Source organism: Myroides marinus, assembly GCF_900109075.1.
Lineage (GTDB): Bacteria > Bacteroidota > Bacteroidia > Flavobacteriales > Flavobacteriaceae > Flavobacterium > Flavobacterium marinum_A.
Map to the genome: position 1 here is coordinate 45,400 of NZ_FNYS01000013.1, position 15,486 is coordinate 60,885.

Consider the following 15,486-nt stretch of genomic DNA (forward strand, 5'->3'; position numbering starts at 1 on the left):
ACTATTCAATATTTAATAAATTTTGTAATGCTTTAATACCTTCAAGATCATGATTTGATCCTGTTAACTCGTCCATCATGGTTGCTAAAGCAGTTTGACTTTCTTTTAATTGCTCATTTACTTCTAACAATGTGGTTTCATACTTCGTAACTAAATGGTTAATTTTTTGCGATAACTCGTCTAACTTATTAGTAGGAACTTCGTTTAAATTGACTGTTAAAGGTGTAATCCATTTTTGCTCTAATAGATTAGTCACTTGATCGTCTAATAGGTTTTCAATTAGCTGTTTAGTTTGTAAATGCAAAGCCGCTGTTTGATTGGTTACTTTCTTGTTAACTGTCTTTAGCTCTGATTGTAACTTACTAATGCGTACCAATTTTTTTTCGTCATCATCTTCTCCGTAAACAATTCCTTTTTTAATATCGGCAGTAATTTCTTTTACAGCTTTTGTTAATTCACCAGCTACTAATTTATCTTTTGTTTCGTTGGTTAAATCGCTATCTTTAGTTTCCTCAGATAAAGATTCAAACAATTCGTCAATTTCAGCTGTAAGCTCTACCACTTGATTCTGTAAAGTTTCTAAAGCTTCTACTTCATCTTGTAAATACACTTCTTGTACCAACTCGAACGGAAAAATATGTCCTTTCCAACCGTCTTGTACTTCGACTTCTTTGTTATTCTTCTTTTTGATGACTAAATTAGGTTCTACAATTTTAGCTGCTTGTATTCCTTCTGTTTGTAAAATCTCAATATCTCCAGCAATGGTTTCCCATTGATTGCTTAACATTTGAAAAGCTACATATTTATCAATTAATGGAACCTGATTGATGCGATCAAATATTTCGGTACTCAAAGCAGCTTCTTCTTTTCCAATACTAACATTTTCTAACCCATCGATTAATCTTGTCTTTAAATGTAAAGGGAAAGAACTAAGCGCATCATAATATTTTTGATTGAATGTTTGTACTTCTGTATTTGATTGAATGGTAGTTGTTATATCATCAGCTTTTAACTGAGCCATTTCTGGTGATACCGTTTCAAACAACTGATCACGCAATGTTGGGAAAGCTTCCCAATACACTTTTAACTCTTCTATTTCTTGTTGGGGAATACCACCAAACATCGTGGCATAAATATCAAAACTCTCTGCTTTCTCGCTACTGTCTACATAACGAGGAATATTTAGATTATATTCGTTATCACGTAGATCTTGCTTAGATACTACTTTTGCATAGTTCGGCACATCTTTACGCTCTACGTAAGTATCTACAATACGTTTAATATCAGACGTACGTAATTTATTATTTTTACCAACTTTCTCAAATCCTTTAGATGCATCAATAATTAAAACGTCGTTACCTTCACGCTTTTGTTTAATTACTAAAATAACCGTAGGAATACCAGTACCAAAGAAAATATTTGATGGTAAACCAATTACGGCATCGATATTATTATTTTCGATTAAACGCTCTCTAATGGTTCCTTCTTCACCTCCTCTAAATAAAACCCCATGTGGTAAGACGATGGTCATAATACCTTTTGGTTTTAAGTGGTAAAGATCATGTAAAAGAAAAGCAAAGTCAGCCTTAGATTTAGGAGCCAATCCATAATTTTGATAACGGGGATCATCTTCTTTACCCTCAGGATCCCATTTTTGAGAGTATGGAGGGTTAGATACTACAGCATCTACATACAACGGATTAAATTGGTTGTTTTCGTCAACATATGGCCAATCGCTTTCTAAAGTATCGGCATTACGAGTAACAATATTGGTTGCCAAAATACCACGCATCACTAAGTTCATACGTGTTAAGTTGTAAGTGTTTTGTTTTAATTCTTGTGCATAGTATTTTATATTGTTTGCATTATCCATATAACGCGCAATACTTTTACCTATAGTAATTAATAAAGATCCCGAACCACTTGTAGGATCATAAATCTGTATTTCAGCACGATTTTGTAATTCATGGGCAACAATATCTGACATCAACTGAGACACTTCGTGTGGTGTATAGAATTCACCTGCTTTTTTACCAGCAGTTGCAGCAAACATACTGATTAGATATTCGTAGATAAAACCTAACACATCATAATCTTGTTTGCCATCCATTGGGATGTCTTTGATTAAGTATAATAAATCGCTAATTGCTTTTGTCTGTGCATTGGCATTTTCACCTAATTTACTTAATCCCGTTTGTAGGGTATCAAAAATTCCTTCGAATAACTTTTTATGTACAGGATCAATCAGACGAGAGAAAGCAGACAAAGCAGTATGTACATTTGCTACACCGAAATCACTTCCCATCTCAATCCAAGTTGAAAATAAATTTTCATACGCAATAAAATACCCTACATTTTTTTGAATGTATTTCATTGTTTCTCCCTCTTCTTCTGAAAGGTTTCTAATATCTTCTTGAGAAAAACCTTCTTTAAGGGTAAATCTTATCTGTGCTTCTGATAGGTATTTATAGAAAATAAAACCTAATATATAATCTTTGTATTCGTTTGCTTCTATTTTAGAACGCATTTGATTGGCTGATGCCCAAATCTTAGCGGCTAGTTGTTGCTTATTCATTGGTTTATTACCTTATATTTATAATAGAATATTTTAATAGTGTAAATATAACACATCCCTTTAGATTAGGTTAATAATTGTTTTAGGTATGTTACATGAAATTAATGTAAAAAATTATAAATTGAATTAAATAAGTAACTTAAATAAACTTTTTTAAGTCCCACATTTATTAAAGAAAGATTATAACACAAAAAAGAGACATTACTGAATTACTACCCTGTAAAGGTCTCAAAAAAAAGCAAAATTCTGTAAGTTAATTTATTTTACAGAGTTAAATGTCTAATATAGAGATTAACTATCTCAACTCTTCTTAAATGAACTTAGGATAATACCAAAATTCAATACTATATTATCTCATAAATTTCTTTTTTTCTTTTTTCGTTTCATTTTTTGTTCAAAACATAACTCCTCATAATCTAACTCTTGGTTATTGTTTAAAAGATTGAATAATGGTATAAACTCATTATTATTAAAATTGGTGGTATCAAGATTTAGGTACTCAAATATGGGATGTAATTCAATAGATTCATTTATCTTAATCTGTTGAGAAGGTATTAAAATTGAATTGGTATGATCTTCTGTCCTACTCCACTTTTGATTCAGTATATTAGCTGATAACTCTTTACTTAAATCAGAGCCTTTATAGACACTTTTAGAGTTATGGTCGATAAAAGTTACACCATAGATACGATTGTTTTTGTTTTGGAAGATAATAAGGTTTATTCCATGATTTAAAAGTTCTTCTTTAAATTCTTGTAATGACTTTGCTGTATTTAAAGCTATTTTAATGGTATGTTTTAAACCCGCTTTACTTGGGGAGTTTTTTAAGTTTTCTTTTGAAGATTTAAAGTGACTTTCAAGATTTTGATAGCTTGCATTTTTTCCAAATAGTGATGCCTTAAAAGGATTACTTACCTTCTCCCCTTTTTCATTTAAGACAAAATACACTAAACCTTGTTTTGGTTGTCCATTGTAAAAGGCTTCTACCTTTTCTGCTCTGATATTAAAGAGTGATAATAAAGCATTGTAACTTGTTAGGCTATCATAATGATAATACTTAGGTAAATAGCGCATAACTGAAGCTATTTGAGCTTTTAGATTGTACTTAGTATAATCAACTGGTTTAAATTGAATTTGTTTGGATTCTTTGTTTGCTTGATTCACAGAAGAAGTAAGGTTAAAATGCTTTTCAATTTCACGACAAACTTTCATTGATTTTAAATGATCATATTTATCATCAATTTTCTTTCCTTCTAAATCTGTACAGACTGTTACGATATGAATGTGTTCTCTTTCTATATCTCTGTGTTTATAGACAATGTAAGGTTGATTTTCATAGCCCATACTATTCATATACTGCTTCGCTATTTCATTTAAGGTCTCGTCTGTTAATTTATCATTGGGATTCGGATTCAAAGAAATATGTCTTACAACTTTCTCTGTCTTGTTATTTAAAAGTAGATAAGGCTCAAGGTGTTTATAAAGTTGAGTGATGTAGTTTGAAGTGTTATTTGGTTCTGGTAGATTATTTGTAAACAAAACAGAACCTTGTCCTTTATCAACTTTTAATTGATTGTAGGACAAAGCTCCTATAAGATTACTTCCTTTACCAATCTTAGCTATCATAACTTATAGATTAGTATTTAAGTGCTTGTCTTCAAACTCTTTGGTTAGCTTGACAATATAATAGCATAACTTGGATAAATCCTTGGTATATTCTTCAAGTTTTGAAATAGATTGTTTTGCTTTAACTTCAGAGAAGTATTGGTTACAGAGTTTTACTATTTGATTGTAGTTCACTCCTACTGCTCTAAATTGATTAAATAGTTTAGTAAGTGTAGCTTGATATTGCAGTGCTGCTACATCTACTTTGACTGTTTTAACTTGTTTATCTAAAAGCATAGAAACAAGAAAGCTTGCTTTGTTTGTCATTCCTGATGATGCAAACAAAGCAAGCAGTCTCTCATTTTCAGGTTCGGTGAGTCTGAAAACATGTCTGTATTTTTTAGGATTGGATTTAAGTTTCCTTCCTCCTTTGTTTTTAATGGTAGTTTGCATAGTTTCTTATCTTGATTCTTGTCAAAATAGCTGATAAAACACTATCCTTTTTTAACTTGGCATTAGATGGTAGAATTATACTTTGAGAAGTTAACGCTTTATCATTTTGTTATTTTAAGCCAACTACCACCTTTCTATTCCATTAAATACTTCACGCTACAATCTCCTCTATTTTTAATAGTTAACCTTTAATTTAATAAACTATGCAATCAGAAGACGATTTAAAAGCGCTTGCTAAAATCTTAGCATTTATGCGAGCAGTAAGTATTATAATAATGCTTATGCACTTATACTGGTATTGTTATTCTTTCTTTTTAAACCTTGGAATAACACATACTGTTGTAGATAGAATACTAATTAACTTTAATCAAACAGCAGGACTGTTTTCTCATTTACTTTATACTAAACTTTTTTGCTTGGTTTTACTCTCTTTAAGCCTGTGGGGAGGCAAAGGCGTAAAACATGAAAAGATTACAGTCTCTAAAATCATAGGTGTTTTTACAGTTGGTTTTAATCTGTTCTTTTTCAATTTCTTTTTACTTGATTTTGGACATTCTTGGAGCGCTATGCTCTATATATTAAGTACCTTCTTAGGTTATATCCTACTTTTGGTATCTGGCGCTTGGATTAGTAGGCTCTTAAACGATAACCTCATGCAAGATGTGTTCAACTTTGAGAATGAAAGTTTTATGCAAGAGACTCGCCTTATTGAAAATGAATACTCCATTAACCTTCCTTCAAGGTTCTATTACAAAGGAAAATGGAATAGTGGTTGGATAAACATTGTTAATCCTTTTAGAGCAACTATTGTACTTGGTACTCCTGGTTCTGGTAAATCCTATGCTGTGGTAAATAACTTTATCAAACAACAAATTGAAAAGGGATTTTCCATGTACATTTACGATTTTAAGTTTCATGACTTATCAACTATAGCTTATAATCACTTGTTATTACACAAAGATAAATACGCTATTGTTCCCAAGTTCTATGTTATAAACTTTGATGATCCAAGTCTCAGTCATCGTTGTAATCCGATTAACCCATCGTTTATGACAGATATATCTGATGCCTATGAATCAGCCTATACCATTATGCTTAACCTTAACCGCTCGTGGATACAAAAACAAGGAGACTTTTTTGTTGAGTCTCCAATCATCCTTTTAGCAGCTATTATTTGGTTTTTGAAGATTTATCAAAATGGTAAGTATTGTACATTCCCTCATGCTATTGAACTTTTAAATAAGAAGTATGCTGATGTATTTACTATCCTTACCTCCTATTCTGATTTAGAGAACTACCTCTCTCCTTTTATGGATGCTTGGGAAGGTGGAGCACAAGATCAATTACAAGGGCAAATAGCTTCGGCTAAAATACCACTGTCTCGTATGATCTCACCTTCACTATACTGGGTAATGACAGGAGACGATTTTTCATTAGATATTAATAATCCAGCAGCACCTAAAATACTTTGTGTCGGAAACAATCCTGATCGTCAAAATATTTACTCTGCTGCTCTTGGACTTTATAACTCACGTATTGTAAAACTCATCAATAAAAAAGGTCAACTTAAAAGTTCTGTTATCATTGACGAGCTACCAACAATCTACTTTAGAGGACTTGACAATCTTATTGCTACTGCCCGTAGTAATAAAGTAGCGGTGTGCTTAGGATTTCAAGATTTCTCTCAACTTAACAGAGATTATGGAGATAAAGAAAGTAAGGTTATTCAAAATACAGTCGGAAATATCTTCTCAGGTCAAGTAGTTGGAGATACAGCTAAAGCACTATCAGAACGCTTTGGAAAAATACTTCAAAAGCGTCAAAGTATATCCATTAATAGAAACGACCGTTCTACCTCCTTCTCTACTCAACTTGATACGCTTATTCCTGCTTCTAAAATTTCTACTCTTACCCAAGGAATGTTTGTAGGGGCAGTCTCTGATAATTTTGATGAGCGAATAAAGCAAAAGATATTTCACTCTGAAATAGTGGTTGATAATGAAAAAGTCAGTCAAGAAATGAAATCCTATCAAAAGATACCTCAGATAACTTCGTTCTTAAATGCTCATGGTAATAATACCTTAAATGAAACAATTCAAGCAAATTACAAACAAGTGAAGCTTGATGTTGAATCAATTATTGAATCAGAATTAAAACGCATTGAGAACGATCCTGAACTAGCTCATTTGATTAATAAGAAGAAGTGATTTAAAATATAATTGAAGAAATTGAAAATCTTTATATATGTTTATAGAACTAAATTAACCTTAATTAAATAGTTATGTTAAACAATTTCTTTAGAATCAATTTACCTTACGGTATAATGAAAAATGAAAAAAATCAATGGATTGCATTTAATAGAGAATACCAGCCACTAGGTATAAATCAATCCGATTTTAATTCTTTAAATGAAGATTTAATAAAACAACTCCCTCTCTACACAGAGTATAAAAGATTAACAGAAAATAAATTAATCTCTTTAGCTTATGGAGAGAATGGGATCCAAAGAGATGATAAGGGAGAAATATACCGTATATACTTTTACAATGATGAATTAAATCCAACAGGGAAAAATGCTAGTAAAGAATTATGGAATAAATACTTTTCTATAATTGAAGAAGTTTCTAAACTTGAAAAACAATAAACTTACTAAACCTTATCTATTCTTAGATAGGGTTTTATTTTTTATCAATTATCTCACTAAGCAAGGTAATACTCCGCGGTTCGCTTCCAAAAAATTCCCCCATAAATGCTTGACCTTGTCTTCGCTTTATTGCGTTGCTTTTTGAGCTTGCTTAAGCATTACCTATAGCTGCTCCATAATTAATTTAAAAATATAATATTATGGAATCTACAGTTTTAAACAGCAATTGGTTAGTGGCATCAGAGATAGAACTAATCTACAAATCTAAAGTTAAAGCATCACAAAGACCAAGAATTGACTCTTCTTATTCTGCTTTTGAAGTAGCTTTAAAAGCATGGGATGAGAATAAAATTGAACTATTAGAGCAATTTAAAGTACTTATGCTTTCAAACAATAATAGAGTACTTGGTGTACTTGAGATATCATCAGGTGGTATTACTGGAACAATAGTAGATATTAGATTGATATTTGCAGCTCTTTTAAAAACTAAGAGCACAGCTATGATCTTAGTACACAATCACCCATCAGGAAAATTACAACCAAGTGATGCAGATAGACAAATCACACAAAAGATTAAACAAGCAAGTCAAATACTTGATATAGCTCTTTTGGACCATTTAATAATTACTTCTGAGAGTTACTACTCTTTTGCAGATGAAGGCGTCTTATGACGCCTTCATTTAATTTAGTTCTCTTTTCTTATAATATCATTCTTAATTTCAGTCAGTTCATCACAAATAACCAAACATTCGCGTGCTTCATCTAAAACTACTCTATTAATATATATCCGAAAAGCAAGTATTAGAACTAATAACATAAGACTGATAAATATTGCGTTTAGTAAAGAGTTATTTTCACTAATATCTTTTATATATGTAGCCCATAAACCTCCCATAAAAAATACTATGATCTTAGTATTTACACTAAAATTTTCTTTAAACCCTAATGCTTTTCTTCCTGTAATTGATAAAAAACACTGTATATCTGCCTCTAATATTTCATGATTCTTTTGCTCGTTACCATTTAATAGAATCTTATGTTTAATTAAATTTTCTTTAAAGTTAATTTGCTCATCTTTCTTCATACATTGGGTTCTCCAATCCCCTTTAAGTATACCTTTCAAATTCTCTATCCAATTATTCTTAAATACCTTAATTGCTTTATGTACATCGAAAGAATAAAGTAATAGAAAAATAAATCCAAAGCTTCCGAGCTGAGTAATAAGACCTTGATATGACCACGGCTCTTCATTAAAATAAGTTCTAGCAAAGAAAAAACCTACAATTGCTCCCAAAATAGCACCTATCCAAAGAAATAGTTTTTTCCTTTTTTTCTCTGATTCAGTCAATACAGTATTTCTCGACCGAGCTTTATCATAACACCCCTTGTATTCTTGAAATAATACTCCTTTATTCATTTTATTTAAATTTAAAATTAACTACAAACATAAGAAGTATTAAAATTCAGACAGTATTAGTCAATGACTTAGCACTGGTATTTCAATTGGCAAAGTTTTTTAGCTTTTTAGCCATTGTAAGTTCAAGTCCTATGGATTACTGCAATAAATCTTCCTCATCCTATGAGCGTATTTATTTTGTAAAACATGCTCATAGCTAAAAATCAAAACATAAGTGCCATGAAATTAACCAGACCCTAAGGTCATAAAACTATTTATCTTGGAAAATTTAATGCACTCAAAAGTTTATGTTGGTACTTATGCTAAGTATAACAATGGTTCAATTAAAGGACAATGGATAGAGCTTAATAACTTTAGTTCTATTGAGGAGTTTTATGAGTTCTGCTCAGAACTACACGCTGATGAAACAGATCCTGAATTTATGTTTCAAGATTGGGAAAACATTCCTTCTGAATTAATCTCTGAAAATAGTCTTTCAGAAAATATCTTTTCAATCATTGAAAAAGTATCAGATTTAGATTATAAAACCTTAGAAGCTTTTTCAGCTTGGATAAGCATTAGTAATCCAAATATTGATTCTGATGATATAGACTCATTATTTGAATCATTTGAAGATGATTATCAAGGATATTACAATAGTGAAGAAGATTTCGCTTATCAAATCATTGATGAATGCTATGATTTATCTGATTTTGTAAAATCATATTTTGATTATGAGAGCTTTGCTAGAGATTTATTTATGGGTGATTATACCTATGAAAATGGTCATATATTTAGAAATAGCTAATCATTCTTTGATTAGTATATACCAAAAGAAGTTATCTGAATTAGATAACTTCTTTTGGTATATTTAGTTTTAATTACTTACTTTTAAACTCAAATCCAGTAGTACAATCTTCTTTTAGGTTAATATAAGCCTCAAATTTCTTTCCTGATTTACTTATCAATCCTTTTAGCAGTTTGGTTTTCCCCTGTTCAAGTAAATCTGTGATATCATCAATGGAGAGCTTAACGCCACAAATCTCTCTAAACAACACCCAATTACAATCAGTATCCAAACATTTAACGACCTTTTCTCTTAATTGAAGTGTATTTTGTTTACACTTTGGACAAGATAGATCATCTGTTTCTGTGACTGGCTTGATAGCTAAAAGCTCCGATGTTATCTCTGAAGTATAATCTTCAATCTGTCTGTGGAAATCTTCCATATTGATCTTATTTTCTTCAATATCTTTAAAAGCTGATTCCCATTTAGCGGTTAACAGTACATCTGAGATAAGCTTATCCTTGACTATTTCATATACTTTGAGTCCTTTCTCTGTTGGAACAAGTGACTTGGCTTTTCTTATAATATAATCCCTATTTAAAAGCGTTTCAATAATAGACGCTCTTGTTGCTGCTGTTCCAATTCCAACGTCTTTAATGACACTTTGAAGTGACTTATTTTCGACCTCTTTCGAGGCATTTTCCATAGCTGATAAAAGTGTACTCTCTGAATATAAAGCTTTTGGTCTTGTTGATTTCTCAAGAGTTTTAACTTCTTTTATCTTTAGTTTATCTCCTTGTTTTAAATCAGGTAGATCTATTACTACCTCTTCATTGGTAGATAACTCCTTTCTTACTTCTCTCCATCCAAACTCTATTATTGAAGACGATTTAAAACTAAACTCATAATCTAAAATATTTAAAGTTACCTCTGTTTGCTTTTTTACACAAGGTTCAAATACCACTTCCCATACTCTTTGAGCAATCAAATGATAAATACTCTCTTCTTTAGCGCTAATAGCTGAAGGAAGTCTGTCTGTGGTTAATAGTCCATGATGATCCGTTACCTTTACATCATTAACTATCTTCTTATTAAGCCTTGATAGCTTTAGTTTTAAAAGAAGATTACTGTATCTACTATCATCAGAGAGAACCTTTAATAGATTAGCAACCTCAGACCATAAATCCTCTGGAATGTATTTACTTGAAGTTCTTGGATAGGTTATAAACTTCTTTTCATACAAGCTCTGAGCAATACTGAGTGTTTCATCTGCTGAGAATCCAAAGAGTTCATTGGCTCTTTTTTGAAGTGAGGTTAAATCAAAAAGAAGTGGGGACTCTTCCTTGATTGTCTTGGTTTCTACTTTTTGTATTTTAACTTCACTTTGTTTTTGAATGAGTTTAAACGTTTGTTCTGCCCTTTGTTTATCATCCCATTTATCGTTTGAGAATGATTTAAATAAAACACCATCCTGTGAGTGTTGAAGCTCTATTTGATAGTACTGTTTCTTTTTAAAAGAAGTATTCTCCAAGTACCGTTTACAGATAAGACTGAGCGTTGGAGTTTGTACTCTACCAACTGAATACACTGAGTCATTCATTGAAACTGTTAGTGCTTGTGAGGCGTTTATACCTACAAGCCAATCTGCTCTACTTCTACTGTGGCCAGCTCTAAAAAGTCCTTCAAATTCACTTCCTTCTTTTAGATTCTGTAAACCATTTTTAATAGCTTTTTCAGTTAGTGAACTTATCCACAACCTTTTAAAAGGCTTATCGCAATTTAGATACTGGTAGATATAGCGAAAGATAAGCTCTCCTTCCCTGCCTGCATCAGTAGCTACAATAATCTCAGAACACCTTTTAAAGAGTCTATCAATGACTTTAAGCTGTTTTAAAGCACTTGGATCAGAAGTATATTTGTTTACTTTTTTAATCTTTCTTGGAAGTAACAAATATGACCTTGGTAAGATTGGCAAAGCCTCTCTTTTAAAACCTTGAAACCCATAATCCTCAGGCATGGCAAGTGAAACTAAATGACCAATAGCCCAAGTAACACAATATCCATTGCCTTCTATATATCCATCTTTTTTTGTTTTGGCTCCAACAAGCATAGCTATCTCCCTAGCTACACTTGGTTTTTCTGCAAGAATTACAATCATAGTTTTCAAGGTTAGATTTTACGCCCTTTTGATTTTTTAGGCTCATCCGTTTGTTTTTCCGATTTCGACTGAGTTTTTGATTGTTCTTCTTTGATTGGGTTTTGAAAAGAAAAATCAGCTTTCTTAGTTTCTTTGTTATACGTCACATAGCCTTGATAAGGATTACCCCTTTTGTCAATAAGATCTTTGATATAAACCGATTTTCCCTCTAATAATTCTGCTTGTTCTTTATCAGTAAGTTCTTTTCCTCTAAAGGTTTTCAAATTATCTGATAACTGAGATTGATTTGATGTTTGACTCTGTGCTTGCGATTGTTTGTTGGTATTATCAAATAAAAACTCAATATGTCCCTTAGCTGCATTATACTGAATTTCTGCATTAAATAGATTTCCTTTGGCTGAGGTCATTCCCTCTACAAGTAATGGTTTACCCTCTTTCAAAGTCTGAAGTTGTTCTTCACTAAGTATAATTCCTTTTACTTCCTTAGGTAGTTGCATTTTTTCAACTCTTGTAACTACAAGGTTATTAGTGAGTCTGTCCACACTTACCACGGATGGAATCTTCTCTTTAGTAGTAGGATGTGTTAGTTCCACTACTCTACCCATATTACCAGTTTTTAAAAGATTGTGCTTATCTTGTTTTGAAAACTCATGACCGTATAAAGGAACGTTGAGATTTGGATATTTCTTAACTCCTTCTAAGGCCATTACAACTTTGCCATCAGCATTTTTCTGAAGCGAAAGTCTCGCATCAAGAGAAAAAACAGCAGAGCCTAAATCAAGATTGACAGCTACTAAATCTTTTGTTTTATAACCTTTTAAGAGAGGATCTAAAAGATCCATTTCTTGAAGCTTTTCTTTGGAAAGTCCTAACCTTGAGAGTGAATCCCAGTCAATATCTTTTATATCGAATTTATTAGAATTATACAGACATTCTTCTTTTGTGGGTTCTGCTACTTTGTTTTCTTTCTTTTGTTCTTTACCAACGTCAGATACTTGGTGTTTTAAAAACAACTCATGCGTAGGTCCTGATTGATTTAACTCCTTTTGCATTTGATTTGCCATCTTGATGGTCAAAAGCTCCGGAACTCTAAAAAAAGTAAATTGTGTTGGATTTTTAAGTTGGCTAAAAAAATTAGAAAAGAAGTTTGAAAAGAAATCTCCATTACGATCAACTTTTAAAAATTGATTTTGATTCTTTTTAGTAGCTGGGACTGTTTCAAGTTTACCATCTTTATCTAATCCCTTTACTACTTGAATTTTATTTTTTGTTTTGTCATTAACAAGAAGCACATCATGCTCTACTTGTCTTTGTGTGTTTTCTGTACTCATAATACATAGTTTTAAATGATTAAAAACTTAAAACTAAAGCCAAGATACTTTGCAAAGTAAATAGTCTGTTTTAAAGGTTACTCTTGGCCTTTAGCTGCTATTTACATCTTGCGTACAGGATGTTTAAAACATTCTCTGATAAACTGATTTACATCTGAACGCTTGTAGTAAAGTTTACCACTAATTGTATAATAAGGGAGTTTGCCATCAGATCGATAACGTTGTAATGAACGTGGACTTATTTTTAATAACTGTAAAACATCTTGGTTATCTAAAAGCTCTTCTCCATCTATAGTTTGAGTTTTTATAGGGAGTTCTTTTATATGTTCTGACAAATGATCGAAGCGTGTCATAATACGCTCCATCCATAAAAAGAATTCTGTGCGATCTATATTCATAATGTTAGAATTTAATGGGTTAATTAAATTTGTTAGCTAACATTACAAAAGAACAAAGCTTGGCAAGATAAATCTGCCAAGCTTTGCCAATGGGTATGTTTTATTGCTATAAATATTAGCAAAAAATAATTTAAATAATGAATATAATGAAGTATGTTAGTAACAGTTAACCTTTAAAAAATTAAAATATTATGGGATTAAAACCAGGACCTAAAAGAACCGCTATTTCAACAGGAGAGCCAGATAAACGTCAAAGAGACAATAAAGACACTCCAGGTAACACACCTTCTCTTAAACCACCTAAACGTAGTAAATAAAATGACTATGACTAATTAAAAAGCACCGTTTTCTGAAACAGTGCTTTTTTAATATTACTTTTGTCTATATTAACTCTAATCAAAATTAAAATAATACTTTATGGAGGAAGTTATAAGGAAAATACATACAGTAATTGAGGATTATAGAAATCATGATGGTATATATATTACCCCTGAACATATAGCTAATTGGGCTAATCAATTTGGAGATCATAATGAGTTTGTTTTAAATGAAATACTTGAAATATTACCTAAGGTTTATATCTCAAGAAACAAAGCAAAAGAATATATAAAACAACATATTGATGCTTATATTAATCTTTATAAATATACCAATGTATCAACTTTCCTTAGTGACACAGAGTTTCTAAACATGCAACTACCTCATAAAAGTCAACCAGCTATTCTAATGCTTCTTGAAGAAGTACTAAATGAAGTATATGGTGAATCTTATTTGAGATACACAACCTATCCTAAGATCAATTACATTTATTTCGATGATATTTTAGCCTCAGGAAGCACTGTAGGAAATCATATTCTTACTTGGTTACATCAACAAGATACACATGGTAGAGCAAATCATGAAAAAATAAGCAATAAAGAAATTAGACTTTCAATTAGTTTGTTTTGTAAACATGTTTGGGGGTTTTCATTTCAGAAATATCGTATTATCAAAGAATTTGGTGACAAAACAGAAAGAAAAATTAATTGGTACTGGAACTATGAAGCTCAAAACCATGCTAAATTTAATAATCAACAACTAAATATAGCCAAACCAGTTAAAGGAGATAATATTACTATCAATACTTATTTCGCATCATTAACAGCTACTAAATATGATGATTATGCTTTCCGAAAAGTTAACACACCTATTAATGAGTATTTCTTTACAAATAAAGAAAATAGAATTAAATTTGAGAATATCTTAGTAGAAAAGGGAATTGAAATCATTGGTATGATTAAAGGTGAAGTAAAACCAAATATACGTCCACTTGGTCTTATAAATCCAAGTTATAAGATTTTAGGATTAGGAACACACTTTTTTACTTGGCGTAATATTCCAAATAATAGCCCGTTAGTATATTGGTGGGAAGTATCAGGACATGACTGGATACCATTATTTTCTGTTGCAAACAGAGGTTAGTTTCTATTAATTTTATATCTTCGTATTATGAATCTTAAAGTAAGAGAGTACAAAACTAAAGAGGTTATCACATTTGCTAAGACAAGTGATAAATTTGGTGGGCTATCTAATATGGCTCCAGGATATTCTTTGTTTGTAAATGAAGTAAATATCCAAAGCTCTGAACTACTATATCAAGCATTCCGTTTTTCATTATTTCCTTCAATTCAAGAAGAGATTTTTAGAACAGAAAACCCAATGGATGCCAAAAAGATTAGTCGAAAATATAATAACTATTCACGACAAGATTGGGATCAAGTGAAATTCAAGATTATGAAATGGAGTCTTGAGGTAAAATTAATTCAAAACTATAAGAAATTTTCAGAGCTTTTATTAAGCACAGGAAATCTTCCAATTGTGGAATATTCTGTTAAAGATGATATTTGGGGAGCTAAACCTACAGGAGAGAATACTTTAATTGGAGTAAATGCACTTGGTCGATTGTTAATGGAATTAAGAGAGAAAATTTTGAGTGGTCAAATACACTCGGAAAGTGTAATATACCCTCTTGATATTTCTGCATTTTTATTATTTAATAAGCCTATTGGAGAAGTTTATAATGATTCTTATTTCATAGAAGATTTGGATGAAATTTATGCCTATTAGAGATTAAGTATTTATCATTATAATATACTCATT

14 protein-coding genes are annotated in these 15,486 nt (G+C 31.2%); 7 read left to right on the forward strand and 7 right to left on the reverse strand.

Going from position 1 to position 15,486, the window contains the following annotated elements; genetic code table 11:
• Position 1 precedes the first annotated feature (1 nt).
• The 3 genes from BMX53_RS12985 to BMX53_RS12995 all read right to left on the reverse strand — a co-directional run bounded on the left by BMX53_RS12985 (position 2) and on the right by BMX53_RS12995 (position 4,633).
• A complete protein-coding gene (locus BMX53_RS12985; RefSeq protein ID WP_074746795.1) occupies positions 2–2,575 on the reverse strand; it encodes a type I restriction-modification system subunit M in 2,574 nt (857 codons plus the stop codon).
• A 354-nt stretch (positions 2,576–2,929) separates the two neighbouring features.
• Positions 2,930–4,201, reverse strand: coding sequence for a conjugal transfer protein MobB (mobB, locus tag BMX53_RS12990; RefSeq protein WP_074746797.1), 1,272 nt, complete (start codon positions 4,199–4,201; stop codon positions 2,930–2,932).
• A 3-nt stretch (positions 4,202–4,204) separates the two neighbouring features.
• A complete protein-coding gene (locus BMX53_RS12995) occupies positions 4,205–4,633 on the reverse strand; it encodes a plasmid mobilization protein (protein WP_006256841.1) in 429 nt (142 codons plus the stop codon).
• A gap of 203 nt (positions 4,634–4,836) precedes the next feature.
• On the opposite strand from BMX53_RS12995, the gene mobC reads away from it, so the two are divergent.
• The 3 genes from mobC to BMX53_RS13010 all read left to right on the forward strand — a co-directional run bounded on the left by mobC (position 4,837) and on the right by BMX53_RS13010 (position 7,948).
• Positions 4,837–6,840 carry a conjugal transfer protein MobC gene (gene mobC, locus BMX53_RS13000; protein WP_074746799.1) on the forward strand — a complete coding sequence of 668 codons (2,004 nt, stop codon included), beginning with the start codon at positions 4,837–4,839 and terminating at the stop codon, positions 6,838–6,840.
• 116 nt (positions 6,841–6,956) lie between these two features.
• Entirely contained in the window at positions 6,957–7,277 is a 321-nt protein-coding gene (locus tag BMX53_RS13005) for a hypothetical protein (RefSeq protein WP_143061426.1), read from the forward strand.
• A 200-nt stretch (positions 7,278–7,477) separates the two neighbouring features.
• Positions 7,478–7,948: a JAB domain-containing protein gene (locus BMX53_RS13010; protein ID WP_074746801.1), complete on the forward strand. Its 471-nt coding sequence runs from the start codon at positions 7,478–7,480 to the stop codon at positions 7,946–7,948.
• Positions 7,949–7,962: 14 nt separating this feature from the next.
• Here BMX53_RS13010 and BMX53_RS13015 read toward each other — a convergent pair whose 3' ends face one another.
• Positions 7,963–8,694, reverse strand: coding sequence for a hypothetical protein (locus BMX53_RS13015; RefSeq protein WP_074746803.1), 732 nt, complete (start codon positions 8,692–8,694; stop codon positions 7,963–7,965).
• A gap of 259 nt (positions 8,695–8,953) precedes the next feature.
• Between BMX53_RS13015 and BMX53_RS13020 the strand changes: the two genes are divergently transcribed.
• Positions 8,954–9,481 (forward strand): antirestriction protein ArdA, encoded by a 528-nt coding sequence (locus BMX53_RS13020; RefSeq protein ID WP_074746805.1) that lies wholly within the window; start codon positions 8,954–8,956, stop codon positions 9,479–9,481.
• A 73-nt stretch (positions 9,482–9,554) separates the two neighbouring features.
• On the opposite strand, the gene BMX53_RS13025 is transcribed toward BMX53_RS13020, so the two are convergent.
• The 3 genes from BMX53_RS13025 to BMX53_RS13035 all read right to left on the reverse strand — a co-directional run bounded on the left by BMX53_RS13025 (position 9,555) and on the right by BMX53_RS13035 (position 13,347).
• The gene (locus BMX53_RS13025) at positions 9,555–11,618 is read right to left on the reverse strand and encodes a type IA DNA topoisomerase (RefSeq protein ID WP_074746807.1); all 2,064 of its coding nucleotides are present in this window, start codon (positions 11,616–11,618) and stop codon (positions 9,555–9,557) included.
• Positions 11,619–11,629: 11 nt separating this feature from the next.
• Positions 11,630–12,949: a DUF3945 domain-containing protein gene (locus BMX53_RS13030; RefSeq protein WP_074746809.1), complete on the reverse strand. Its 1,320-nt coding sequence runs from the start codon at positions 12,947–12,949 to the stop codon at positions 11,630–11,632.
• A gap of 101 nt (positions 12,950–13,050) precedes the next feature.
• On the reverse strand, positions 13,051–13,347 hold the full coding sequence (locus tag BMX53_RS13035) for a helix-turn-helix domain-containing protein (RefSeq protein ID WP_074746811.1): 297 nt from the start codon (positions 13,345–13,347) through the stop codon (positions 13,051–13,053).
• A gap of 191 nt (positions 13,348–13,538) precedes the next feature.
• Here BMX53_RS13035 and BMX53_RS19385 point away from each other — a divergent pair, with 191 nt between their 5' ends.
• The 3 genes from BMX53_RS19385 (at position 13,539) to BMX53_RS13045 (ending at position 15,453) form a co-directional block, all read left to right on the forward strand.
• On the forward strand, positions 13,539–13,664 hold the full coding sequence (locus BMX53_RS19385) for a hypothetical protein (RefSeq protein ID WP_262492912.1): 126 nt from the start codon (positions 13,539–13,541) through the stop codon (positions 13,662–13,664).
• Positions 13,665–13,764: 100 nt separating this feature from the next.
• Complete coding sequence (locus BMX53_RS13040; protein WP_074746813.1) at positions 13,765–14,808, forward strand: phosphoribosyltransferase-like protein; 1,044 nt, start codon at positions 13,765–13,767, stop codon at positions 14,806–14,808.
• A gap of 27 nt (positions 14,809–14,835) precedes the next feature.
• Positions 14,836–15,453 (forward strand): NADAR family protein, encoded by a 618-nt coding sequence (locus BMX53_RS13045; protein ID WP_074746814.1) that lies wholly within the window; start codon positions 14,836–14,838, stop codon positions 15,451–15,453.
• The last annotated feature ends 33 nt before the right edge of the window (positions 15,454–15,486 follow it).